Source organism: Rothia sp. HMSC078H08 (assembly GCF_001808955.1).
Lineage (GTDB): Bacteria > Actinomycetota > Actinomycetes > Actinomycetales > Micrococcaceae > Rothia.
The window spans coordinates 54,012-77,250 of record NZ_KV795254.1 but is presented as its reverse complement, the minus strand read 5'-3'; the positions used below and the strand labels follow the sequence as shown (position 1 = coordinate 77,250).

Genomic DNA, 23,239 nt, shown 5'->3' with positions numbered 1-23,239 from the left:
TGTGTGTTGAGTTCTAGGGTGTGTGCCTAGAGGCGCCACTCCCCCGCTACGTCCCTCAACGGATGTAGCGGGTAGAGAGGCAAAAAGTAAGAGGGCGAAATAACCCCGCCCGCTCAGCACCCACGAAGGGATGTTGAGCGAACGGGGTCATTCATGGGTCTACCAGTTCTCGCTGCCCTGGTAGAGGGGGTACTTGGCGCACAGTGCCTCAACGCGGGCACGCAGCGCAGCGATGTCCGGGTTCGGCAGCAGTACGGAAGCGATAATGTCGGCAACCTCGGTGAAGCCCTCGGCGTCGAAGCCGCGGGTCGCCAGAGCAGGGGTACCGATACGCAGACCGGAGGTCACCATCGGCGGGCGGGGGTCGTTCGGCACAGCGTTACGGTTGACAGTAATACCGGCATCGTGCAGCAGGTCTTCTGCTTCCTTGCCGTTGAGGGCGTGGTTGCGCAGGTCAACAAGCACCAGGTGAACGTCAGTACCGCCGGATGCGATGGAAACGCCGGCGTCCTTCACATCCTGCTGCAGCAGGCGGTTCGCCAGGATCTGTGCGCCCTCAACGGTGCGCTTCTGGCGGTCCTTGAACGCGTCAGATGCGGCGACCTTGAACGCGGTAGCCTTCGCGGCAATCACGTGCATGAGCGGGCCACCCTGCTGGCCGGGGAACACTGCGGAGTCAATCTTCTTCTTCAGCTCCTCGGTGCAGAGGATGAAGCCGGAGCGGGGACCGCCCAGAGTCTTGTGTACGGTGGAGGAGACCACGTGTGCGTGCGGGACGGGGTTCGGGTGCAGACCCGCAGCCACCAGGCCCGCGAAGTGGGCCATGTCCACCCACAGGTACGCGCCGATTTCGTCAGCGATCGCGCGGAACGCAGCGAAGTCCAACTGACGGGGGTACGCGGACCAGCCGGCGATAATCAGCTTGGGGCTCTCAGCCAGCGCCAGTTCACGCACCTGCTCCATGTCAACGCGGCCGTTCTCGTCCACGCTGTAGGCGACAACGTTGTACAGCTTGCCGGAGACGTTCAGCTTCATGCCGTGAGTCAGGTGGCCGCCGTGTGCCAGGGACAGACCCATGATGGTGTCGCCGGGGTTCAGCAGTGCATGCATGACGGCGTTGTTCGCCTGCGCGCCGGAGTGGGGCTGAACGTTTGCGTGCTCAGCGCCGAAGAGTTCCTTCACGCGGGAAATAGCGAGGGACTCAACGATGTCAACGAATTCGCAACCGCCGTAGTAGCGGCGGCCGGGGTAACCCTCAGCGTACTTGTTGGTCAGCACCGAGCCCTGGCTTTCGAGGACGGCACGGGGGACGAAGTTCTCGGATGCAATCATCTCGAGGGTGTTCTGCTGGCGCTTGCGCTCCAGCTCAATGGCTTCTGCAACCTCGGGGTCGAGGTCGGCGAGGGGCATCTCGAGGATCTTCTGCTCGGACATTACGCTCCTGGGAGTGTTTTTGCGTTATCTTCGGTCGCTCATCATCGGGGTTTCCGCGGCGTATGCCGGGCGTTCTTCAGGAGGCGGCGGGCGCCTCCAACTGAAAACCCCGAATGAAAAAAATATGAGCTACACCTCATAATACCGTAAAGCCCGCTTTCCTTCGAGAAGGAAAACGGGCTTTACCAAGCATCACGATGAAGTTTTCACGGTGTCTGCGCGAGTCCGGCGCGGGGCGCACAACACACCCCGGCGGGCTTATTGGCGGCAGTTTACGCAGGTCTGTGCGCCCTACGCCTGACGCAGAATAGCGGAAGCGTACTCCAGGTACGCCTCGCGAGCGCTCTCCTTCTTACCGCCAGCCACCAGCTGGGTCTGCACCACGTAACCGGTCAGCACCGACAGCACCGCGGCACCGATAACGGTCAGCCACTCTTCAAGCTCTTCTTCGGTGAAGTCCAGCTCAGCGGCACCCCAGGCGCGGTAGCGTTCCAGGGACTGATCGCGCAGGTAGCTCAGCTGTTCAGACACCACGGTCGCCAGCTGCGGCATTGCCACAGCCTCGCCCCAGGTGACGAGCAGGTGACGGCGAATCTTGGGGGTGTCCAGCACCTTCAGGCACCCGAACACGTAGTCCCAGGGCTGTTCGGCGCGGATGCGGTCGAAGGGCGCCATGTCCATGCGGGCTGCCGCCAGGATAATCTCATCCTTGGAGGAGAAGTGGTTATAAATCGCTCCAGCAGACAGGCCAGTGGCCGCAATAATCTCGCTCATCGAAGCCTTCTGATAACCCTGCTTGATGAAGCATTCGCGGGCGGTCTCTACAATCTGAGAACGCCTGTTCTTTTTGTATTCTTCGCTGACTTTAGGCACACCCTAATCCTAGCGAACTTTTAGCCAATCCGTGCGCATCCTGGTCGCTGTTGACGCGCCCTCATGCGCAAATCCGGCGCAAAATAGAGCAAAAATTCTATAAATACGACTGCCCACAATACGGATGCTCCACCGCAGATGTTCCAACACGAATGTCCCAGGTGGAGAGTATGAAAAAGCGGGGCATCCCAGGCTCACCAGAAGGTTCACCCTAGAATGCCCCGCTCACAGCGGGCAGCTCAGCGCAGGCTGAGCCCGCTACACATTTTTAGTGGAAGAAGTGGCGGGTACCGGTCAGGTACATGGTCACGCCAGCAGCCTTAGCCGCCTCGATAACTTCCTCGTCGCGGATCGAACCGCCCGGGTGCACGACGGCACGCACGCCGGCGTCCAGCAGCACCTGCAGGCCGTCAGCGAAGGGGAAGAACGCGTCGGATGCGGCAACCGCACCGCGGGCACGCTCGTTACCTTCACCGCCGAGAGTGTTCGCGCGCTCCACCGAAAGCTTGCAGGAATCCACGCGGTTCACCTGGCCCATGCCGATGCCCACGGCGGCACCGTTATCGGCAAGCAGAATAGCGTTGGACTTGGGCGAACGCAGTGCACGCCACGCGAACTCGAGGTCACGCAGGGTTGCCTCGTCAGCCGGCTCACCGGCAACCAGGGTCCAGTTCTTCGGGTCGTCACCCTCAGCCTGTAGGCGGTCAGCCTCCTGGAAGAGTGCGCCACCGGAAATGGGGCGGTACTCGATAGCCTCGCGGGCAAAGTTCTCGGGCAGAACCAGCAGGCGCAGGTTCTTCTTCTCACGCAGGATCTCCAGCGCCTCGGGCTCGAAGCCGGGAGCCACGATCACCTCGGTGAAGATGCCCTTGACGGTCTGAGCCATAGCGGCGGTCACCGGGCGGTTAGCGGCAATCACGCCACCGTATGCGGACAGCGGGTCGCAAGCGTGCGCCTTCGCGTGAGCGTCCGCAATCGGGTCAGCCGCGCCGGGGGTTGCCACAGCAATACCGCAGGGGTTGTTGTGCTTGATAACGGCAACAGCCGGCTCGTCGAAGTCGTAAGCGGCACGCAGAGCGGCATCAGCATCAACGTAGTTGTTGTAGCTCATCGCCTTACCGTGCAGCTGCTCCGCCTGAGCAATGCCGGGGGCAGCGGCGGGGTCAACGTACAGGGCGGCACGCTGGTGCGGGTTCTCGCCGTAACGCAGGGTCTCGCTGCGCTCGAAGCCCAGGCCAGCGTACGGGGGCCAGAAGTTAGCGTCCTCATCCTGCAGGAACTGGGATGCAGTCCAGGTGGCCACAGCGGTGTCGTATGCGGCGGTGTGGGCGAATGCGCCGGCAGCAAGGCGGCGGCGCTCGTCCAGGGAGAAGCCACCGTTCTTAGCGGCCTCAACGGTGCGCGCGTAGTCGGCGGGGTCCACAACAATAGCGACGGCGTCGTGGTTCTTCGCGGCAGCGCGAACCATGGAGGGGCCACCAATGTCGATCTTCTCGATGATGGCGTCCTGATCGGCACCGGAGGCAACGGTCTCAACGAAGGGGTACAGGTTCACAACCACCAGGTCGAATGCCTCAACGTCCAGCTCTTCGAGGGTGTCGATGTGCTCCTGCTTGCGGCGGTCCGCCAGAATACCGGCGTGGATGCGCGGGTGCAGGGTCTTCACGCGCCCTTCGAGGCACTCGGGGAAACCGGTAACTTCGGTGACCTCGGTGACGGGTACGCCTGCTGCCGCGATGGTGGATGCGGTGGAGCCGGTGGAGACCAGCGCGACGCCAGCCTCGTGCAGGCCGCGGGCGAACTCCTCCAGACCGGTCTTGTCGTAGACGGAAATGAGGGCGCGGCGCAGGGGCACGCGATCGAGCTCAATGAGAGACACAAATACTCCGATGCTTTAGACGTGCGCGCCGGTTCTCGACGGCACAGCTGGTGGATGGACGTAGCCTGCCCGGATAGACAGGATATGTGTGGGGGTATTCCCCGCCGCTGTGCACCTTCCCCTCAGGGGTACTCGGGTGCCACAACGGAACGTGTGTGGGCGGCGGGGTTTGAGCTCGGCTCATTCCGCCGCAAAAAATTTAGTGGGCGGAATTAGCTGTCAGATGCAGCGCCGCGGGATTCAGCGCCGTCAGATGCAGCACCGTGGGATTCAGCGAGAGATGCGATGGTCTGCACGAGCAGGCGGCGCTCCTGCACCTTAATGCGTTCGTGCAGGGTCTCTTCGGTATCGTCGTCCAGAACGGGCACTGCCGCCTGGGCGAGGATGGGGCCGGTGTCAACGCCCGCATCCACAAAGTGGACGGTCAGGCCGGTAATCTTCACACCGTGCGCCAGGGCGTCACGCACGCCGTGCGCACCCGGGAAGGAGGGCAGCAGGGCGGGGTGGGTGTTAATAATGCGGTTGCTGAAACGCTCGACCAGCTGCGCGTCAACAATGCGCATGAAGCCGGCGAACACAATGTAATCGGGGTCGTAGGAAGCGATCTTTTCTTCCAGCGCGCGGTTCCAGGAGGAGCGGTCGGCGTAGTCGCCGGGCTGAACCAGGAAGGTGGGTACACCCACCGCCTGGGCACGTTCAATGCCCAGACAGGGCTTGTCGGCGCCCACTGCCGCAATGTCGAGGGGAAGCTCGCCCGCTGCTACAGCGTCGAGGATGGACTGAAGATTCGTTCCGGAGCCGGATACCATAACCACAATTCGCACCCGACTAGTATAACCCGTCTCACACCCTTATCCAAAGGGGGTAAGAGGTTCACAACGCACCCAAAGGCCAAAGGTGAGCACAAAGAAACCCCGGCGGGACAAATCCTCACCGGGGTTCACTGGAGTTCATGGGGGTTCATGGGGGTTCACCGGGGTTTGCTGGGCGCAAACTCAACGGGTCACGAACTCAATAGGCCGCATACTCAATAGGTCGCGGGCGCACGGGACGGTACCCTTATAGGTATGTCTACTCCCCCGCAGAACACTCCGAACGACACCCCGCAGCAGCCCACCCCGAGCAACGGTGCACCGCAGAACCAGCAGGTTCCGCCGCGAGCGCCGCAGCAGGCACCGCAGAACATGATGCCGCAGCCTCGGGGACCTCAGGGCAAGAAGCCGCGCAAGCCCATCGACCCCGTCGAACAGCAGAAAGCGAATATTCGCACCTCGCTCATGCTGATCGTTGCCGCGCTGGTGATTTTTGCGGCGTCCTCCTTCGTGCTCTCCACGATGCCGCTCTTCTTGGCGCTCTTCCTCTTCGCGCTCGCCGGCATCACCTTGAGCATTATTGCGATTGTGCGCACCGCAATCTACCGCGGCCCCTGGTTCTTCTACATTGCCGCGGGCGTCAGCATCATCTACGGCGCCATGACTCTGCTCGGCGGCATTGGCATCGCCTTCATGCCCGGCGCGCAGGAGTACCGTGAGTGCCGAGCCTCCGCGCTGACTCAGACCGACATGTCCACCTGCGACGAGAAGTTCCAGGGCACGATGGACAAGCTCACCGGCGCGTCCAGCTCTTCTTCCCCTCGCTAAGAATGCAGTGCGCTAGTTCTTCTTACGCGGGTTAGAACCCTGGGCGCTAGAACCCTGGGACTTCGAGGAGATGACATCCAGCGGGGGCAGCTCCACGGTAGACGCCTCATCGGTCACCAGCGGAAGCACACCGGTCTGGCTACGAACCTCAAAGATGCGCTTCATCGCCTGATCAGCAGAGAGGACATCCAGCTCGCGATCCACAAAGTCGCGCTCTGAGTCCTTCTTCTGCTTCTTGCGTGCCGCCTTAGCTGCCTTCTTCACCTCGCGCTTCTGCGCACGCTCACTAGTACGATCATCGCCGGCGCGGTCCTGCACGGCGGATTCAGCGCGGGCGGCATCAGCCGAGTTATCCTGCGTTGATTCATCCTGCACTGAGTCATTCTGAGCTGCGGCGGGCTGCTCAAGACCAAAACCGAAGTACGCCATAATGCGGCTCGCGCGGCCCTTCGAACGCGGTGCCTGCTCTGCGGGCTCTTCGACAGCGCCCTCACGCTCAACAGGTTCAGCAGCTTCGTAGACGGGCTCCTGAATCAGCTCGCGGGTCTGCTCATCGGAGGGGTCGTGAGCGTACAGGGCGGGCTCATAAGCAGTGTGTTCGTATGCAGCGTGCTCGTTGGAGGCAGGCTCAACAGATGCTTCGATACTCTCGTAATCCTCAGCATGCGCAGAGTCAGCGTGGGCAGAGTGCAGGTAATCGACCTGCTGAACGGCCTCAATCGGCTCGTACTCCTCAGCGGAGCTCTCTTCAGTAGTAGCTTCTTCGGAAACAGACTCCTGAGTAGCGTCCGCAGTGGATTCTGCTACTACAGGCTCTTCAGCCGCCTCTTCGCGCTCTGCAACAATCTCAGCGAAAGCATCCGCCGCCGCACGCTGCGCCAGCTGCTCAGTCGCCTCCACCGGGACGGCAACCACAGGCTCCTGCGGATGCACCGGAACGTGACCGGTCGCCACCTCAGATACAACAGACTGCTCAGATGCTACAGACCGCTCGGGCTCAGCAACGTGCTCGGAAGCCTGCGCACGTGCCGCCTCCTCAGCTTCACGCTCAGCGGCTTCACGCGCAGCCGCCTCTTCAGCTTCACGCTCAGCGGCTTCCTCAGCCTCACGCTCCATACGCTCCGCACGCGCCTGTGCACGCTGCTCACGATGCTGTGCAAAGCGTTCGCGGCTCTGGGCAAAACGCTCACGGGTCGAGGCAGTAAAACTCATCAGACGCTCACCCAGGTTCGGGCGCTCATCCGCAAAACGAGGCAGCTCACGGCTGCTATCCGGCACCAGGGCGCGGCTCAGCAGCATACCGAAAGTCACGCCGGCACCCACCGTCAACGCGGTATGCGCCGCAAAAGTCAGCGGCTCAGCACCAACCTCCGTAAAACGACCAATACCCAGAGAGCCGTACGAAATCCAGCCCAGCCACAGGGCACCAAACGACGTCATAATACCGGTCATCACGCCCAGCACCACCGCAGAAATCAGCGCAGACAGCGGACGGAACGGAACCTTCAGGGCAACCCACTCATCCAGGTGATCCTCGCCCTCACGCAAGAACCACCAGCCAGCAATCGCACCGGCACCCAGCGGCACCAGCAGACCCACCAGACCAAACGAGCCCATCGACTCGGGCACAGCACCCAGAATCGGAAGCATCGGCAAAGTACCAACATCGCTACTGGTCAAGCCAACCGAGGTACCCGCACCAAAGGAGAAACCGGCACCGGTCGACCACGCAATCGCATAAATCACCAGGTTCGGCAAGAAACCCAGCTGCAGCAAAGTCACCGCAGTATCACCCACAGCGCCCGCATGCAGCTCCTGGTAGGTGGCAACAATCTGCGACCAGCCCGCCAAAATACCGATACCCAAAAGCACCGCGCCCAGACCGACCAGCGCCACAAAAGCAACCACCGCGGCACGCACCACAGCCCAGGCATACGAACCCGCCCACCGCGAATACTGACTCATCTGCGAAATCTGCTCCGCAGTATCAACACCCACCATGCGCGAGAGCGAACGCGCCTCACGGTAGCCACCCCACATCAGACCAGCCACCACAATACCCAAAGGCACCAGGGCAGCATTCAACGCCTGAAGAGGCTGCGGATGCGGGCTCGCCCAACCGTACATCGCCGAACTAATCAGCGCATAGGTCACCGAACCGGACAGCACCGGAATCAAAAACTCACCCTCATACGAGGCGCGCGCCAGGCGACGACCCGAACGGTAACAGAGCAGCAGAGGCAGAATACTCAAACCCAGCGGCACCAGCGTCATCGTGCCGGCAGAAGCACCAAAAGCAGCCGCAAGATCCAAAGGAACACCGTGAATCAGAAGCCACAGGTGCGCCGACATGGCGGCCACGGAGGAGAACTCCATGTCGCCAAAACCCTTGGTCGCCCACACGGCAGACATCGCCGCAAACACAGCAAGCGCAGAGAACAGGGCAGTAACAATTAGCTCAACAACACCCTGAAGCCACAGAGGCATGGGCATGGAATAACGCGAGATAGGTGAGGTGCTTTTCATCGTCCTTCAATCATGCCACGAATTAACGACGAAACCCGCCTCCGATTAACACTCGAAAGCGGGTTCTCACAACTATTCACACAGGTATTCATCCAGACGCGCACGCGAGGGCGCGTATCAGGCGAAGTTTTACTGCTCAGTCCACGGGTTGGAAGCCTCAACACCCCACGCCCGGTACACCTGCGCCTTAGAAGAAATCAGCTCCAAATCATAGGCGCTCGCGCTCGCCGCCATCAGACCCTCCAGGGCGGCGGTAGGCAGCGGACCGGCATCATCACGACCCACGGCATGCACACCGAGCGGCGCCTGACGACCGGCCCACTCGAGGCTCACATGCGCATCCACATTAATAACGTGGTCGCCAAAGCGCTCAAGAAGTTCGGTAATCCAACGATCAGTTTCCGGGTAGGGGTACAGGCCCTTCAGCTCACCAATACTCAGCACGGAAATGTACATGTGTCGGAACGAGCGGCGGCGCAGAAAAGCGACCACGGCGGGATCAGGATCCGCCTTACGGATCTCCGCAAGAACGTCGGAGTCCAGGAGCATACCGGAGAAATTCATACCCCTAATGCTACGCTACGCGCAGACCGGCGTACTGAATAGCGGGGATGCCCTCGGGGTTCGGCAGAAGAAGGAAGTTCAGGAACTCGTCGCGCTTAGAAGAAATGCGGGAGTAATCGTCAATGCTGACTGCGGTGTATCCGCCTCGCGCGGGGACAGCTGCGGCACGCAGGCTTTCCTGGTAGGAGCGGGAGGGGTTCAGAGAGATTGCTGCTTCGGTTGCAGAGCCGTTGTACATGTGACAACCTGCGCCGTGAGTGGCGCGATCCTTTCGCGTTGCTCTTGTCTGTACCAATTACCACCGGTTATTCCGGTGGTGAATACAAACCGCTTCGTCATCCGAGCCACCCGTGAACATGGGGTTGGCGTTCGACCATAGTCGGAGCTTATCAGTCGAAACTCTTGAAGCTGGGTTTAGCTTACAGCATTTTCTCAAGTTAAGTAAAGCGTTTTTTGAAAGAGATTTAGATTATTAGCATTTTGGCTTGTGGGAAAGTTTTAAATGGGGTGAATTTTTGATACTGCGCGGAATATCTTATGTGAATACCGGTGTTTTTATGCGTTAAAAACTCCCCCACCACAAATACGGAATACACCCCAAACCACCGCTCAATAGTCGCTCCAGCAGCCAGTCTGACAGCCAGCCCGGCAGCCGCCAGCAAATGACCGGCGACAAGGCGCAAGCCCGCACAATACGCGATAATGAGCTGGTGAGCGCCAACAACCCCTTCCCCGAAATTCCCATCACCGTACCGCAGATTATTCGCCAGGCCGGGCACCGCACCTACCAGCGCGGTGTCGCCTACCAGCGCAACCGCGAAGTCATCCGCTACAGCTACGACGAAGACGAGCGAACCCTCACCGGGCTCGTCAACGGAAGCACCATCATCCCCTACGAAGTGACCATTCGCTTCTTCCCCGCCGTCAGCGGCTCCGCAACCTTCACCGCCCGCTGCACCTGCCCCGTGCTCACCGACTGCAAGCACGCCGTAGCGCTCATGCTCACCGCGCTCGACCGCGCCTCCGTAGCGAAAAAGGCACTCAGCGAACACCCCGGACCGGTCGGCGTACCCGGTGCCGTAACGAAGGCTACCGCTGCGAAGGGTGCGACAGACGCAAAGGGATCAGCAATAAAGGAATCCACAGATTCAAAGAGCGCGGACGTTGCGGAGGCGAAGAAGTCCGCCGACCCGCTCGCGGCGCTACGCGCCTCCGGTGCACTCACCACCGCGGCGAACCTACCCGCACCTGACGCGGAGACTGTCGAGCCCGAAAACCCTCAGGGAAGCTTTGCGCTCAACGAGCTAGGCTCTTCCCCCACCGTGCTCGATGGTTCCACCTCCAAGATTTCTGCCTGGCGGCGCGACCTCTCCTCCGTTCTTTCCGCACGTCAGGACCTTGCGGGCATTGATTCGATGCGCGTGAGCGGCGCCCTGGATTTCTCGCTGAGCGTCTCCGGATCCTACGCACGCGGCCGCAATATGCCCGGCGCAACCCCCAACATTAACCTGCTCGCCCGCCCGCTCATGGCGTCCAAAACTGGGCGCTGGATCAAGGGCGGCCTCAGCTGGGAAACCTTCGCCTCCAGCGTTGGCGGGCCCGTCGGACGGCACGAAATCTACCCCGAACACGAACGATTCTTCGCCGAGCTCTACTCGATTGCCCGCCCCTGGCAGAACATGTATTCCTCGCACCGCGACTGGATTTCGATTAGCGCATCTGCCTCCACTCTGCTCTGGGATGTACTCGCCCGCGCGGAGGATATTGGCCTGCCCCTGCTGATCAACGGTCGCGAGGTGAACTACGCCGTGCTGAGCCCGGCACAGGTGCGCCTGCACGCCAGCGCTGAGAAGCACGCAGAAGGCGCCGGCCTGCAACTTCAAGCCGCGCTCAGTTGGGAAGGACGCGAAGGCGAGCTGCTACGCCAGCTCTGGCTGCCCGCCGCGCACTGCCACCCCATCGGCACCCCGCGCACCGGCTTCTTTGCCCTGGGCGGGCTCGCCCAGCAGGAGTACGAGCAGGCGGCAAAGGCGGTGCACTGGAAGACCGCGCGCCCCGGCGCACTGGATGAAGTGGGCCGCGAATCTTTCGTGCAAAAGGACGCGCTGAAGGCGCCGACTGAGGAAGCCGAGAATAGCGCACCGACGATTGCCCCAGTACAGGGTGAGCGGGTGCGCTACTCCCCCGCCGTGCCCGAACTGCCCGAGGGCGTGGAGCTGGCGCTCATCCCCCTGGTCGAGCCGCTCGATGCCGCCTCCGAATCGCTCATTAGCGCCGGAACCGTGCACATTCCCGCCGCGGAACGCGCCACGTTCCAGAAGGAGTATCTGCCCGCGCTCAGCCGTTCCATTCCCTCGCTGACCCCCGATCCTGCGCTGGCGCTGCCGCGCGTGAAGCCGCCGCATCTGGTGCTTGAAATCAGCTTTGACGAGCAGGTACGCCACGACGCGCAGCTGAGCTGGCACTGGGAGTACCCACTGAACCCCTTCGCGGAGGACAGTGCAGAGGAGGCGAGCGCGCAGGATTCTGCGGGTGCCTCCGATGTGTACTCCCTGCCCGTTTTCGGTTACCCCGGTGAAGAGGGCGGCGAGATTCGTGATGAGCGTTTTGAGGCGCGCGTACTGCGTTCGGTGCGCGCCATTCTTGCCGCTCACCCGGCGCTTTCCGGGCTGGAGGAGCGCCGCATCGAAGGCTGGGAAACCCGCGAGCTGCTCAGCGCGATTCTGCCGAAGCTTCGCCGTGTTTCCGCTGTTCAGGTGCGTTTTAACGGCACCCCACCGGAGTTCGTGAAGGCAACCGACGCGCTGATTGAAATCACCGTGAGCGAGGGCAATTCTCGCGACTGGTTCGGCCTGGGCATTACGGTGAAGGTCAATAATTGGACCGTGCCGTTCGCACAGATTTTTGAGGCGCTCGACCGCGGGGCGGACCGTATTCTGCTCGGTAACGGCACCTATTTCTCGCTGCGTCGACCCGAGTTTAAGACCCTGCGCACCCTCATCGCGGAGGCTCGCGAACTCGACGATGCGGGCGGCGAGCTGCGCATTAACCGTCACCAGGCGGGGCTGTTCTCTGAGCTGGAGTCACTGGCGGCGAGCGTGCATACGACCGCACGCTGGGATGCTCAGGTGCGTTCGCTACTGGAGCTGGTTGAGGGACTGGAGGATGCCGAGGAAAGCACCGAAGAGAACTCTGAAAAGGGCACTGAAAAAGCACTCGACAAGGGCACTCAGGGGTTCCCCTCACCTCAGAAGGCATCCCGTCGGGTTATCGCTCAGCGCCCGGTACCCACCGGCCTGCAGGCAACCCTGCGCCCCTACCAGGTGGAGGGTTTCCAGTGGCTGTCGTTCCTGTATGAGCAGCGTCTGGGCGGTATTCTCGCCGACGATATGGGTCTGGGTAAGACCGTGCAGGCTCTCGCCCTGCTCGCCCACGCGATTGAGGAGCATCGTGCCGCCTCCGAATGTGCCGCCGAGCGCGGTGAGAGCGTCGAGCCGTTCGCGCCCTTCCTCGTGGTTGCGCCGACCTCCGTGATTACCAACTGGGCGGCGGAGGCGGAACGCTTCCTGCCCGAAGCGAAGGTCGTGACCATCACCGAAACCACCGCAGGTAAGACCCCGCTGGCTGAGCGCATCGCCGGGGCGCACCTGGTACTGACCAGCTACACGCTGCTGCGTATGGACGAGGACGCCTACACCGGCTACGCCCGCACGCTAGGCCGTACCGTTGACGATTCCACGGGCGAGCAGTCCGCCCCCGAAGGCTGGGGTGCGCTCCTGCTGGACGAGGCGCAATTCGTCAAAAACACCGGCACCCGCGCCTGGTCCATCGCCCGCGCGATGCCCGCCCGCACCAAGATCGCGATGACCGGCACGCCCATTGAGAACAACCTCATGGAGCTGTGGGCGCTGCTGGCGATTGTGGCGGATGGCCTGTTCCCCTCAGCCCGTGCGTTCCGTGACCTGTACGCTCGCCCGGCGGAGTCCGGTGAGGACCCGGCGCACGCCGCGGCGACGGCTGCTCGTCTGCGCCGGCGCATCCGCCCGCTCATGCTGCGCCGCACCAAGGAGCTGGTGGCGGCGGAGCTTCCGGCGAAGAACGATACGCGCGTGAACCTGCCGCTGGCTCCCGGTCACCGCCGCATCTATGACACGCATCTGCAGCGTGAACGTCAGAAGGTGCTGGGTCTACTGGAGGATATGGACAAGAACCGGTTCACGATCTTCCAGTCGCTGACCCTGCTACGCCGTCTAGCGCTCGATGCCGCGCTGATTGATCCGGAAGCCTACGCCGGGGTGTCGTCGGTCAAGCGTGACTACCTGGTTCAGCAGCTGCCCGACCTGCTCGAGAAGGGCCACCGAGTGCTGGTGTTCAGCCAGTTCACCGGCTACCTCAAGAGCATTTCGGCACGCCTGGCTAAGGAGGGCATCGGTCACCTGTACCTGGACGGTTCTACCCGCAACCGTGCCGAGGTTATCGAGGCGTTTACGAGCGGGCAGGAGCCGGTGTTCCTCATTTCGCTCAAGGCTGGCGGTTTCGGCCTGAACCTGACCGAGGCGGACCACGTGTTCATCATGGATCCGTGGTGGAACCCCGCCGCCGAGCAGCAGGCGGTGGACCGTATTCACCGCATCGGCCAGGACAAGGAGGTGCACGTCTACCGTCTGGTTGCCGAGGGCACCATTGAGGAGAAGGTCATGCAGCTCAAGGAGTCGAAGGCCGCGCTCTTCGATGCGGTGGTCGGTGAGGGCGAGTTCGCCTCCGCGGCGGTGACGGCTGAGGATGTGCGTGAGCTCTTTGCGCCGGCTGTCGAGCGGTAGCCGCCCTCCAATCTGAGCGGTAGCCACCTTCCAGACTGAGCGGTAGACTTCGGGTCTGCTGATATGCCTGACGCCCGTCATTTTTCGTTACTTGGTTACGCCTCGGGCTAGATTCACGCCCGATTCTGCTGTGGCCCTTCTCAACGGGGGCTCTGAGGCGTAACCTGGTACGACTACTTACGGAGGCGCCGCCTCCCCATAGATTCCAAAGGAGCATCATGAGCTACAACGTACCCAACGTAAAGTTCAACGACGGCCGATCCATTCCGCAGCTGGGCTACGGCGTATGGCAGATTGAGGACGAGGTCGCCGAGAAGATTGTGAGCACCGCCCTGGAGATCGGCTACCGCCACATCGACACCGCCGCTAGCTACGGCAACGAGGCGGGCGTGGGCCGCGCTATCGCTAACTCTGACGTGCCTCGCGAAGATATCTTCCTCACCACCAAGCTGTGGAACTCTGACCAGGGTTACGAGAGCGCTTTCGAGGCATTCGAGGCTTCCCTGGAGAAGCTGGGCACCGACTACGTTGACCTGTACCTGATTCACTGGGCCAAGCCTCAGCAGGGCCTGTACCTGGATTCCTGGCGCGCGCTGATTGAGCTGCAGAAGCAGGGCAAGGTCCGCTCGATTGGTGTTTCGAACTTCCCCGAGGAGCAGCTGCGCGAGATTATCGAGGAGACCGGCGTGGTTCCGGTCATCCACCAGGTTGAGCTACACCCCTACTTCTCGCAGGAGGCGCTGCGCGCCGTTCACGCCGAGTACGGCATCGCGACTCAGGCGTGGAGCCCGCTGGGTAACGGCAGCGACCTGCTGCAGAACCCCGTGCTGGCTGAGATTGCAGAGCGCCACGGCGCGACCCCCGCGCAGGTTGTGCTGGCATGGCACCTGGCTAAGGGCACCGTGGCTATCCCGAAGTCTGTGACCCCCTCCCGCATTGAGGAGAACCTGGCGTCGGTGAACGTGAAGCTGACCGCCGAGGACATCGCGGCTGTGGATGCGCTGTCCAGCCCCGAGGGTCGTATTGGCGCTGACCCGGCGAACATCGACTTCTAAGGTGTAGCTCGGGCGTAGAGCTCGAATCGAACCTACATAAAGCCCCGACAGGCACGGATAGTGCTTGTCGGGGCTTTATTGCGTTCTCAGGATTGAGTTTTAGCGAACGCTCGTTCTCGGATTGGAGTTCTCGGATTGGATGGTTTTTGTAGAGCTATCCTTAGCGAGCGCTCCGCAGCTTATCTTTCACCGCTAGTTCTCGTCCTCCACCAGCAGGGAGAGGGAGATGCGGCGGCGTACCGGGTCAACCTCCACCACGCGCACCTGCACAATGTCGCCGCTGCGCACAATATCGTGCGGGTTCGCCACGTAGCCGCGGCTCATCTGGGAGATGTGCACGAGGCCGTCCTGGTGCACACCAATATCCACGAACGCGCCGAATGCCGCCACGTTCGAGACGGTACCTTCGAGCACCATGCCGGGGCGCACGTCCTCGAAGTGCGAGACGGACTCGGAGAAGCGGGCGGTGCGGAAGCTACCGCGCGGGTCCAGGCCGGGGCGGCGCAGCTCGGCGAAGATGTCTTCGACCGTGTACACACCGGCGGTGGCTTCCACACTCTCCAGCACGTGGCTGTCCTGTTCGTGACTATCCTGCACGTAGTCGGCGGGATTCAACCCGGCAAGCGGGTCGGTTCCGTCCGAAGTGCCCAGGGCGCCGGTAACCCAGTGGGCGCCATTGCGTGCCTGCGCGTCGGCAATAATGCGGCGCGCGAGCGGGTAAGCTTCCGGGTGCACCGCGGAGGCGTCCAGCGGCTCCTCACCGCCGCGGATGCGAATGAATCCAGCCGCCTGGCGGAAGGTTTTCGCGCCCAGTCGCGGCACGTTCAGCAGCTGCTGACGGTTCGCGAAGGGGCCGTGTTCGGTGCGGTAGGCGACGATGCGTTCGGCGGTTGCGGTGCCCACACCCGCCACGTGCGCAAGCAGCTGTACGGAGGCGCTGTTGAGGTTCACGCCCACGGCGTTCACGCAGTCTTCGACGGTGTCGTTGAGGGCGCGGCGCAGGGCGGCGGGCGGCACGTCGTGCTGGTACTGCCCCACGCCGATGGACTGCGGATCGATTTTGACGAGCTCGGCGAGCGGGTCCTGTAGGCGGCGGGCAATCGAGACGGCGCCGCGTACGGTCACATCATAGTCGGGCAGCTCGGCGGCAGCCAGCGCGGAGGCGGAGTAGACGGAGGCGCCCGCCTCGGAGACGGTCACCTTCTGGGGTGCTTCGGCGCCTTCCTCACGCAGGGTGCGGATCAGTTCGCTGGCGAGCTTGTCGGTTTCGCGGCTTGCGGTGCCGTTGCCGATGGCGATAAGTTCCACGCCGTGCTCGCGGCAGGCGGTGGCGAGCTCACGCAGTGCTTCTGCCCACTGGTTGCGCGGGGCGTGCGGGTAGACGGTGCCCACGCGCAGCGGCTCACCGGTGCCGTCAACCACGGCGTATTTCACGCCGTGGCGCAGACCCGGGTCCAGGCCGAGGGTGGTCTTGTGGCCGGCGGGTGCGGCGAGCAGAATATCGCGCAGGTTGGATGCGAACACCTCGGTAGCGTTCTGCGCGGCGGCGTCGAGGAGCTGGTGGCGGATGCGTTCGGCGAGGCGCGGGCGCAGGTGGCTGCGCCATGCGGTGCGCACGGTGGCGGCGAGCCAGCCGAGTACGCGGTCTTCGTCGTCGACGGTGTTGAGCACCTGCACGGGGATGCGTAGCGCGGCGGCGACTTCACGCTCGTATGCAGAACGGACGTTCTCGTAATTTTCGGTGGCGGCCTCAGCTTCGGCGCGGGCGGCATCACGCAGGCGGCTGAGCGCCACGGGGGCGGGTGCCACATCCACCTTGAGGCGCACCACGCCGGCGTCCTTGGCGCGGTGCAGCGCCAGCACGCGGTGCGGCGGAATGGAACGAATACGGTCCGAGAAGGCGAAATAGTCGGAGAACTTCGCACCAATGCTTTCCTGACCGGCAATCACGCGGGACTCAATCACGCCGCCTTCACGCAGACGCTTGAGGAGCTTTTCGCTCAGCACCGGGTCGGTGAGGGCGCGGTCAATCAGGATCGCGCGGGCACCGTCGAGGGCCTCTTCGGCACTGTGAATCTGCAGGGCTTCGTCCGCCTCTGCAGCCTCAATGCCCTCGTCCTCATCGTCTTCGGTGCCGTCGGTAATGTAGGCGGCGGCAATGGCGTGCGCCTCGGCGAGGGGCACCTCCAGCAGGTCTTCGACGAGGGAATCAAGCCCGGCGGCACGCGCCATCTGGGCGCGGGTCACGCGCTCGCTGCGGTACGGGGCGTAGATGGCGTTCACGTCTGCAATGGTGGCGGCGTTCATGAGCGAGGAACGCAGCTGCAGCAGGGTGAGCGGGTCGATGAGGCCTTCGTCGGCGCGTTCGGTGAGCGCTTCGAGCACGCGGTTGCGGCGCTCTTCGAGGGCGCGGAGCTGGCCCAGGCGCGACTGGATGGTGCGCAGCTGGGTGTCGGTGAGTGCGCCCGTTGCTTCTTTGCGGTAGCGGGCGATGAAGGGTACGGAGTTGTCGGCGTCGAGCAGCGCCACGGCTGCGCGGATGCGGTGCGGCGCAATGCCGGTTTCTACGGCGAGCGCGTTGATGAGGTGCTCGGCAGGCTGCTCAGTCTTGCCGCCGGTTTCGTGTTTTTCGCGGTGTGCGGCGCTACTGGGCGCGGGGTCTGCAGCTCGATTCGCGCGCGGGCGGATGCTGCTTGGAAGGGGGTGTTCGCTCATCCTTCCAGTTTCGCATATTTCGCCGCGGCTCATGGGTTGAGCGGTGGTGCTGAGGATAGAGTCAGCGCGGGGCGTATTTTGCTCGCCTGTGCGGGTGCGGGTAAGCGTATTTTCTATCGCATCTTCTAGTGCAGATTACGAGTCTTTACGCACATTTTGCCCTGTGGGTGCGCTAAACATTGTCATCTTTCCGTAAGAAACCGTGTTAGGGGTTCACGTATTTGAATAGTGCTTAGTTTCAGCGATAAATTTAGATAAAAGAGCATATTTTTTGAAAAATATCGCTTATTCATGCAGATAAGGGGTGGCCTCACACCACGCAAACGCCCTTGTCTGCGTGCACACATTCAGGGTTTCGGCGGCACGGTACGACGATGTGCCGCCCACCTGCAGAGGAAAGAGGGACCCATGCGCGAACGCACCGCGCTATCAAACGCGCCGGAGGGCTACTTAGATTTTCACGACGAGTACGCGGAACTCATCGCCGAACTCGCCGCGCTGGGGTTCACCCCTACCCAGGTTCTCCGCCGCCTCAACTTTCTGTACCCGCACATCAACAAGAAGTACCTGAACTATGCGCTGAGCTCCGGCATCTGGCAGTTTGGCCCGGTCACGGCAGACGCCCCGAGCTACACGGTGCTCGCCTGCGGCCTCTGGTACGTTTTCGCGGAAGCCTACGATCTGCCTCCGGAGCCCGAGTACGCGGCGCTAATTCTTGATTGCGATATTATTCACGACCTGCCGTCCGCGCTGGAGGCACGCCACTTCAACAATGAAGACATTGCGCACGTTCTGGCGAAGATTGGCGCAACGCTCAAGTACCTTGCCGCACACCCCTACTCCCAGCTGGAGGAAGAAGCCTACGCGCAGACTCTCGAGGACATCAGGCATCGCGGCGTGAAAGAAATCGGCACCGAGGGCGGTAGCCTGTACACCCTGCTCGCCTCCAGCATGGAGGGCGAATCCGCGTGGCCTGCCCCCGCACAGACGGTCAACGATTACCTCGGCGACGGCGACTGGTCCCTGGGCATGCTCCGCACCGGCATTTACCCGGCGGAGGCGCTCGAGAACGAGTGGTATATCGACGCCGCGGCGGTACCCGAGGATTTTGCGCCGAAGACTCTGAGCCTGTTTTTGAGCTATTGCGCCCGCTACGACCGCGAGCCGACGGCGCTGAACTACGGCTACTGGTCGACCATTCCCACTCTGATTGGTGAGGTGCCGCCGCTGGGTGCGGTACGCGCCAAGTTCGGCTCCTGGCAGACGACTCTGCATCGCGGACGCACGCAGATTGCCCGCGAGCTGCGCCTGTGGACGAAGAACGAAGCAAACGCAGCTGCTGTGGAGGCGAGCGCCGCTGAGTCGGATGAGGCCGAGTTGAGTGCCGCTGAGGAGCTTGAGCTCCTCGATGCTGAGCTGACTAACGCTGAGTTGGCTAACGCTGAGCTCACCGAAGCAGAACTAGCAGAGTTGGATGCCCCGGACGGCGGCTCCCCTGCGGACGCTCCCGCAGAACCGGCAGAGCCCGCGCGTCTGAGCGCCCGCGAACTCACCGAGCAGGGCATCGGCGTGGTGCAGACCGCCCACACCGACCTGGCGGCGTACCACCGCACTCGGTGGGAGCAGACGGTGGAAGTCTTCGGTGAACGCCTCGCGCAGCTTGCCTGGAACCGCCGCCTGAGCACCTACTACTTCTTCGACGGCGCCTGTCTGGAAGACGCCGACCCGACCCCCGTGGTGACGGTCTTCCGTTCCCCCACCGGTTTCCTCTGCGAGCTCGAACCCACCGCCGAGGCGCTACCCGCCTTCGACCCCGAGTTTCTGCAGGAGCACGGCTGGAGGCGCCCGGTTCCGGTGCATGCTCTGTGGAACCTGCACGCGCTCGACCCGTTAGAGGCTGCTGCCGCCGTCATCGAGGCGATGCGTTCCGGTTGCGGTTGTGAACGCTGGGATTTCTACCGCACCGACGATGATGAGGACCCGCTGGCCGAAGAGGCGGAGACGGCATCCGTCTAAGCGCGCACTCCGCGCGCCTCTCAGGTTCGTCTATAGAGATAACGAAAGCCCGCGTCCCCCCACTCCCGAAGAGGAGTAGGTGACGCGGGCTTTACGCATGCTCAGGCAATTGACGCAAGCTAATCTCTGTAGCCCCAACCGGCGCGACTGAGCCTGGTTGCCTAGCGCAGTTGCCTAGCGTGCCGAGAAGATCTCGGACGCCTCCACAATCGCGATCTGCGCGGTGCGGGTCGAAATTGCCTCTTCGCGGCGTGCATCAGCGCGGCGCTTGAAGAACCAGCCGATACCCAGAATCGCGAACCAGACGGGCATCGCAAGCAGACCCATGAGGGTTTCCTCATCCATGGTGAGAACACCGATAGTGAAGGCGAAGAACGCCAGCGCCAGCCAGGCTGAGAACAAGCCGCCGGGCAGGCGGAACTTGGACTTCTCGTGACGCGAGGGGAACTTCTTGCGGTACATCAGGTAGCTGACCATAATCATGGCCCACGCGAAAATCACCAGCACCGCAGCCACGGTGGTGACCAGGTTGAACGCACGAGAAATCGAGTCACCTGCGTAGAGCAGCACGATGGAGGAGAGCAACATCACGGCCGAGAGGAACAGCGCGTTACGCGGTACACCGTTCTTGGAAATCTTGCCAAGGAACGCGGGGGCGCTACGCTCGCGCGCCAGGCCGAATGCCATACGCGAGGTAGAGAAGATACCGGAGTTCGCCGAGGAGGTCGCACTGGTAATCACCACAAAGTTAATGATGTGCGCGGCGATGCCCAGGCCCGCCAGAGTGAACATGGCCACGAAGGGGCTCTTATCGGGGCTGACGAGGCGCCAGGGGGTAACCATCAGGATAGTAGCGAGCGCGCCCACGTAGAAGACCATAACACGTACCGGTACGGCGTTGATTGCCTTGGGCAGGGTCTTTTCGGGGTCCTTGGTTTCTGCGGCGGTGGTACCAACCAGCTCGGAGCCCATGAAGGCAAAGACGGCAATCTGGAATGCGCCGAGGAAGCCAATGAAGTGGTTCGGGAACATGCCGCCGTCATTCCAGAGGTTTGCAACGGATGCCTGCGCGCCACTGGGCGAGGTGAAGCCGATAGCGACCATGCCGCCGCCAACAATAATCAGGGCAACGATGGCGACAATCTTGATCATGGCGAACCAGAATTCGATTTCGCCGAAGTTCTTCACGGACACCAGGTTCAGGGTCAGCAGAACACCGATGACGGCGAGCGCCGGAATCCATGCCTGCAGGTCGGGCCACCACATACGCAGGTAGCCAACAATTGCGATGATATCCGCGACGGCGGTGACCACCCACATGAACCAGTAGGACCAGCCGAGGAAGAACCCGGCCATGGGGCCGACCAGGTCGGTGGTGAAGTCGGAGAAGGACTTGTACTTCAGGTTGGAGAGAAGGATCTCGCCCATGGCTCGCAGCACCAGGAAGATGACGGCGCCGATGAGCATGTACACGAAAATGACGGAGGGGCCGGCGACGGAGATAGCGCGTCCGGATCCCATGAACAGGCCGGTGCCGATGGCACCGCCGATTGCAATGAGCTGAATATGTCGGTTGCTCAGACCGCGGTGCAGTCGTTCTCCCTGTTCGGGAGCTTTAGGATTCAGGCTGACGTTGTTCTGTTCAGTCACGACGTCCTCTTTTCTGCAGTTAGGCCCCGTAGCGCATATAGTGCATGGTGGATGAGGATTTTCGGCGACATCCGGCAGGTTTCGCGTATAGATATGCAACCACTATTAATGCGGGGCAGCCCCGGCTTTCGGGGCGGAAGATGCGCTCAACCATGGTTCGCGCCGCATCCGGGGCGCGTTCGAACATCACCCGATGCGGGAACCTTTGGGAGCTTACACATCTGTTTGGATAGATATTCTACACGCTTTGAACGGTGAATGAAATGTTTTTCTACCTTTGGTGTGTCGCGAATCTATTAAACAGGTCACTATCTGCCGCCTGACGGGGGCTAATAGACACAGAAAGCCCCGCCCTGCGCATCCATCAAGAATGCGGGGCGGGGCTCACACAAACCAGCCGGAGGAGAGCTGAAGACTACTTCTGAACAGCCTTGTCAGCAGTGCTCTCAGTAGCCAGCGCGCGAGCGCGCTTCGCGGCGTGGCGGCGGGTTAGGATCTCGTAGCCAATCGCCAGAACAATGAACCAGATGGGGGTCAGTGCCAGACCGACAGCGGTATCCGGGTACAGGCTCAGGGCGTAAACCATCACGGCAAAGAAGACCAGACCAAACCAGCTCATGCCAATACCCCAGGGCATCTTATACTCGGACGCTTCGTGGCGCTCCGGGAACTTCTTGCGGTACACCAGGTACGCAATCAGGATCATGCTCCAGGTGAAGATACCCATCATCGACGCCACCGAGGTCACCACGGTGAACGCCTCCATAATGCCGCTACCGGCATAGAGCATGACCAGGCTAAACAGCAGCATCACGGTGGTCAGGTACAGGGCGTTGGCGGGCACACCGTTCTTGGTGAGCTTACCCAGTGCGGAGGGTGCGGCACCATCGTGCGCCAAACCGTAGACCATGCGGGAGGTCGAGAAAATACCGGAGTTCGCCGAGGACGCCGCGGAGGTCAGCACCACAAAGTTCACCATGGAGGCGGCAACACCAATGCCAGCCAGGGAGAACATGCCCACGAAGGGGCTCATGGACTTATCCAGCTTGTCCCAGGGGGTCACGGCGAGGATGGTCATCAGCGGCACAGCGTAGAAGAGCGCAATGCGGAAGGGCACCGCGTTAATTGCCTTGGGCAGGGTGCGTTCGGGATGTTTGGTTTCCGCCACGGCGGTGCCGACCAGCTCAGCACCCACGAATGCGAAGAGCGCAATCTGGAAGGCGCCCAGGAAGCCAGTCACACCCTGGGTGAAAATACCGCTACCGGAGGGACCGGGGTGATCCCAGAGATTCGCTACGGAGGCGACGGTACCGTCGGGCGCAGTGAAGCTGAAGGCGACCATAAGCGCACCCACAACAATGAGCAGCACAATGGCGACGATTTTAATGACGGCGAACCAGAATTCGATTTCGCCGAAGTTCTTCACCGAGGGCAGGTTTAGCAGCAGTAGAGCCACGATCACGGTCAGCGCCGGGACGAAGGCGGGGATGTCCGGCCACCAGTATTTGACGTAGCCGGTAATGGCGATGACGTCCGCAATGCCGGTGACCACCCAGAAGAACCAGTACGACCAGCCGACAAAGAACCCGGCACGAAGACCAAGAATGTCGGTAATGAAGTCGGTGAAGGACTTGTACTTGGGGTTGGAGAGCAGAATCTCGCCCATGGCGCGCAGAACAAAGTAGATAACGCTACCGATAATGGCGTAAACAAAGACGATGGAGGGGCCGGTCAGGGCGATGGTCTTTGCTGAGCCGAGGAAAAGGCCGGTGCCGATGGCGCCGCCAATAGCGATCAGCTGAATGTGTCGGTAGCTTAGTCCGCGCTGAAGCTTGGAGTGCTCAGCTTCGGAGTCTAGGCCGGTGACGGAGTTGTGCTGCATTGGCTGCTGTGTCACGTATTTCTCTTTCCTGCGTCGATTCGCCCTAAATTTCACTCGGGGGCGAGTCCGGGTGGTTGGTATTCGTGCATAATCCTGAACGGCGTGCCAGGAGGCGGTTCCCGCGTTTCCCGAGCCGGCGCGGTGGACTTGGGCTTGTGGGCTCGGATTTCGCGGGGCTTCCGATT

General features: G+C 62.0%; 14 protein-coding genes and 1 riboswitch. Of the genes, 4 read left to right on the top strand and 10 right to left on the bottom strand.

Going from position 1 to position 23,239, the window contains the following annotated elements; genetic code table 11:
• Positions 1–159 precede the first annotated feature (159 nt).
• The 4 genes from glyA to purN form a co-directional block, all read right to left on the bottom strand.
• Positions 160–1,434, bottom strand: a complete 1,275-nt coding sequence (gene glyA, locus HMPREF2528_RS03920; protein ID WP_070542577.1) for a serine hydroxymethyltransferase — start codon at positions 1,432–1,434, stop codon at positions 160–162.
• Positions 1,435–1,725: 291 nt separating this feature from the next.
• The gene (locus HMPREF2528_RS03915) at positions 1,726–2,307 is read right to left on the bottom strand and encodes a TetR/AcrR family transcriptional regulator (RefSeq protein ID WP_049341495.1); all 582 of its coding nucleotides are present in this window, start codon (positions 2,305–2,307) and stop codon (positions 1,726–1,728) included.
• Between the two features lie 268 nt (positions 2,308–2,575).
• The gene (gene purH / locus HMPREF2528_RS03910) at positions 2,576–4,186 is read right to left on the bottom strand and encodes a bifunctional phosphoribosylaminoimidazolecarboxamide formyltransferase/IMP cyclohydrolase (RefSeq protein WP_012904095.1); all 1,611 of its coding nucleotides are present in this window, start codon (positions 4,184–4,186) and stop codon (positions 2,576–2,578) included.
• Positions 4,187–4,398: 212 nt separating this feature from the next.
• Entirely contained in the window at positions 4,399–4,995 is a 597-nt protein-coding gene (purN, locus tag HMPREF2528_RS03905; protein WP_049362024.1) for a phosphoribosylglycinamide formyltransferase, read from the bottom strand.
• 258 nt (positions 4,996–5,253) lie between these two features.
• Here purN and HMPREF2528_RS03900 point away from each other — a divergent pair, with 258 nt between their 5' ends.
• Positions 5,254–5,826: a 4-hydroxyphenylpyruvate dioxygenase gene (locus HMPREF2528_RS03900; protein WP_070542574.1), complete on the top strand. Its 573-nt coding sequence runs from the start codon at positions 5,254–5,256 to the stop codon at positions 5,824–5,826.
• 12 nt (positions 5,827–5,838) lie between these two features.
• Here HMPREF2528_RS03900 and HMPREF2528_RS03895 read toward each other — a convergent pair whose 3' ends face one another.
• The 3 genes from HMPREF2528_RS03895 to HMPREF2528_RS03885 all read right to left on the bottom strand — a co-directional run bounded on the left by HMPREF2528_RS03895 (position 5,839) and on the right by HMPREF2528_RS03885 (position 9,154).
• Positions 5,839–8,352 (bottom strand): cell division protein PerM, encoded by a 2,514-nt coding sequence (locus HMPREF2528_RS03895; RefSeq protein ID WP_070542570.1) that lies wholly within the window; start codon positions 8,350–8,352, stop codon positions 5,839–5,841.
• Between the two features lie 129 nt (positions 8,353–8,481).
• Positions 8,482–8,916 carry a PIN domain-containing protein gene (locus tag HMPREF2528_RS03890; RefSeq protein WP_070542566.1) on the bottom strand — a complete coding sequence of 145 codons (435 nt, stop codon included), beginning with the start codon at positions 8,914–8,916 and terminating at the stop codon, positions 8,482–8,484.
• Between the two features lie 10 nt (positions 8,917–8,926).
• Positions 8,927–9,154, bottom strand: a complete 228-nt coding sequence (locus HMPREF2528_RS03885) for a hypothetical protein (RefSeq protein ID WP_044150747.1) — start codon at positions 9,152–9,154, stop codon at positions 8,927–8,929.
• Positions 9,155–9,189: 35 nt separating this feature from the next.
• A riboswitch (SAM riboswitch) is annotated at positions 9,190–9,324 on the bottom strand.
• 254 nt (positions 9,325–9,578) lie between these two features.
• On the opposite strand from HMPREF2528_RS03885, the gene HMPREF2528_RS03880 reads away from it, so the two are divergent.
• Positions 9,579–13,736, top strand: coding sequence for a DEAD/DEAH box helicase (locus HMPREF2528_RS03880; RefSeq protein ID WP_070542563.1), 4,158 nt, complete (start codon positions 9,579–9,581; stop codon positions 13,734–13,736).
• Positions 13,737–13,954: 218 nt separating this feature from the next.
• On the top strand, positions 13,955–14,791 hold the full coding sequence (locus HMPREF2528_RS03875) for an aldo/keto reductase (protein ID WP_070542559.1): 837 nt from the start codon (positions 13,955–13,957) through the stop codon (positions 14,789–14,791).
• Positions 14,792–14,983: 192 nt separating this feature from the next.
• On the opposite strand, the gene HMPREF2528_RS03870 is transcribed toward HMPREF2528_RS03875, so the two are convergent.
• Complete coding sequence (locus HMPREF2528_RS03870; protein ID WP_246823874.1) at positions 14,984–17,506, bottom strand: helix-hairpin-helix domain-containing protein; 2,523 nt, start codon at positions 17,504–17,506, stop codon at positions 14,984–14,986.
• Between the two features lie 408 nt (positions 17,507–17,914).
• Between HMPREF2528_RS03870 and HMPREF2528_RS03865 the strand changes: the two genes are divergently transcribed.
• Entirely contained in the window at positions 17,915–19,522 is a 1,608-nt protein-coding gene (locus HMPREF2528_RS03865; protein ID WP_070542556.1) for a dehydrogenase, read from the top strand.
• Between the two features lie 174 nt (positions 19,523–19,696).
• Here HMPREF2528_RS03865 and HMPREF2528_RS03860 read toward each other — a convergent pair whose 3' ends face one another.
• Together HMPREF2528_RS03860 and HMPREF2528_RS03855 are read right to left on the bottom strand one after the other, a co-directional pair.
• On the bottom strand, positions 19,697–21,172 hold the full coding sequence (locus HMPREF2528_RS03860) for an amino acid permease (protein ID WP_070542552.1): 1,476 nt from the start codon (positions 21,170–21,172) through the stop codon (positions 19,697–19,699).
• A 415-nt stretch (positions 21,173–21,587) separates the two neighbouring features.
• A complete protein-coding gene (locus HMPREF2528_RS03855; protein ID WP_070542549.1) occupies positions 21,588–23,054 on the bottom strand; it encodes an amino acid permease in 1,467 nt (488 codons plus the stop codon).
• Between the last annotated feature and the right edge of the window lie 185 nt (positions 23,055–23,239).

Excerpts from the sequence above, each read along its gene's own strand:
- glyA (WP_070542577.1), bottom strand. The coding sequence starts at position 1,434 with ATGTCCGAGCAGAAGATCCTCGAGATGCCCCTCGCCGACCTCGACCCC.
- purN (WP_049362024.1), bottom strand. The coding sequence starts at position 4,995 with ATGGTATCCGGCTCCGGAACGAATCTTCAGTCCATCCTCGACGCTGTA.
- HMPREF2528_RS03900 (WP_070542574.1), top strand. The coding sequence starts at position 5,254 with ATGTCTACTCCCCCGCAGAACACTCCGAACGACACCCCGCAGCAGCCC.
- HMPREF2528_RS03895 (WP_070542570.1), bottom strand. The coding sequence starts at position 8,352 with ATGAAAAGCACCTCACCTATCTCGCGTTATTCCATGCCCATGCCTCTG.
- HMPREF2528_RS03890 (WP_070542566.1), bottom strand. The coding sequence starts at position 8,916 with ATGAATTTCTCCGGTATGCTCCTGGACTCCGACGTTCTTGCGGAGATC.
- HMPREF2528_RS03885 (WP_044150747.1), bottom strand. The coding sequence starts at position 9,154 with ATGTACAACGGCTCTGCAACCGAAGCAGCAATCTCTCTGAACCCCTCC.
- HMPREF2528_RS03880 (WP_070542563.1), top strand. The coding sequence starts at position 9,579 with ATGACCGGCGACAAGGCGCAAGCCCGCACAATACGCGATAATGAGCTG.
- HMPREF2528_RS03875 (WP_070542559.1), top strand. The coding sequence starts at position 13,955 with ATGAGCTACAACGTACCCAACGTAAAGTTCAACGACGGCCGATCCATT.
- HMPREF2528_RS03870 (WP_246823874.1), bottom strand. The coding sequence starts at position 17,506 with ATGAGCGAACACCCCCTTCCAAGCAGCATCCGCCCGCGCGCGAATCGA.
- HMPREF2528_RS03865 (WP_070542556.1), top strand. The coding sequence starts at position 17,915 with ATGCGCGAACGCACCGCGCTATCAAACGCGCCGGAGGGCTACTTAGAT.
- HMPREF2528_RS03855 (WP_070542549.1), bottom strand. The coding sequence starts at position 23,054 with ATGCAGCACAACTCCGTCACCGGCCTAGACTCCGAAGCTGAGCACTCC.